The following is a 1,628-nucleotide window of genomic DNA, read 5'->3' as shown; positions in this document are numbered from 1 at the left end:
CGTGAAGAAGGTCGGCAACGAGGGCGTGATTACGGTCGATGAGGCGAAGTCGCTCGGGACCGAGCTCGACGTGGTCGAGGGCATGCAGTTCGATCGCGGCTATGTCTCGCCCTACTTCATCACCAATTCCGACAAGATGCGGGTGGAGATGGAGAATCCTTACGTCCTTGTGTATGAGAAGAAGCTCTCGGACCTGCGTGAACTGCTGCCACTGCTGGAAGCCCTGGCGCAGACGAGCAAGCCGCTGCTTGTTATCGCCGAAGAAGTCGAAGGAGAAGCACTCTCCACCCTCGTGGTCAACAAGCTGCGCGGCGGCCTCAAGGTCGCGGCGGTGAAAGCGCCCGGCTTTGGCGATCGCCGCAAGGCGATGCTGCATGACGTCGCCATCCTTACCGGCGGTACCGCCATCTTGGAAGATCTCGGCATGAAGCTTGAGAACGCCACGCTCGACATGCTCGGCCGCGCCAGAACGGTATTGATCGACAAGGAAAGCACCACGATCGTCGGCGGCGCCGGCAAGAAGGAGGACATCGACGCCCGCATCAACCAGATCAAGAAGCACATCGCGGAGACCACCTCCGACTATGACCGCGAGAAGCTAGAGGAGCGGCTCGCCAAGCTCGCCGGCGGCGTGGCGGTGATCCATGTCGGCGGGGCAACCGAGATCGACGCGAGGGAGCGCAAGGATCGCGTCGACGACGCGATGCATGCAACGCGCGCCGCGGTCGAGGAAGGTATTTTGCCGGGCGGCGGCGTCGCGCTGCTGCGCGCCGCCAAGGTGCTCGACCGGGTAAAGCCCGCCAACGAGGACCAGAAGCATGGCGTTGACATCGTCAAGAAGGCAATCGGTTGGCCAGCGCGCCAGATAGCACTAAACGCCGGCGACGACGCCTCGGTGGTGATCGGCAAGATCCTGGAGAAGGAGCAGTACAACTGGGGTTATGATGCCCAGACCTGCGAGTACGGCGACTTGGTCTCCAGGGGCATCATCGATCCAACCAAGGTGGTGCGCACCGCGCTGCAGGACGCAGTCTCGGTCGCCGGCCTGCTCATCACCACTGAGGCCATGGTTGCCGAGCTGCCGACGCCGCCGCCTCCACCTTTGCCGGGCCATGACCACGACCACCATCGCGGCGACATGGAATTCTGAGCCGATCGCGATCGCGCACACGGCGCCCTCGGCCGCGCCTACAGTCGCAGGCCCAGGAGTCGTTTTGTGGGAGCACCCATGGTAGATTTCAACGTCAGAAATATCGAGCGCCCGCTTGGAGAGTTCCGCCTATCGGTAGCGAGGATCTCGCGTTGAAGACAAAACCACTTGGCGTTACGCGCCGAACCATCTTGACCGCCGCCGTTGCGGGGAGCGCCGGATTTGCGAGCGCCGTTCTCGCCTCGACACAGCCGCCCAGCGATGACGTGGTGGATATCGTTAAGCGACTGACTGGAAAAACCCCGACCGCGTCGGATCGTCTGCATCTGGTGATGCCGCGGACCTTTCCGACTTACGATTACCCACATTTTTTTGAGGTGCACTGAGCCGAAAAACTTGAGTCGCTAGAATCGCTTGTGATTCTTTGATGGGCACCTGATTCGAGAAGAGGTGCTCTATGGGACTGACTTCACGCGCC

General features: G+C 61.6%; 1 protein-coding gene. It reads left to right on the top strand.

The window, feature by feature from the left end; translation table 11 throughout:
* A partial coding sequence (gene groEL / locus AC0QUY_RS42505) for a chaperonin GroEL (RefSeq protein ID WP_475391717.1) occupies positions 1–1,150 on the top strand: 1,150 nt, incomplete at its 5' end.
* Between the last annotated feature and the right edge of the window lie 478 nt (positions 1,151–1,628).

Source organism: Bradyrhizobium sp. WYCCWR15520 (assembly GCF_056174665.1).
This window is presented reverse-complemented; position numbering and strand designations above follow the sequence as displayed.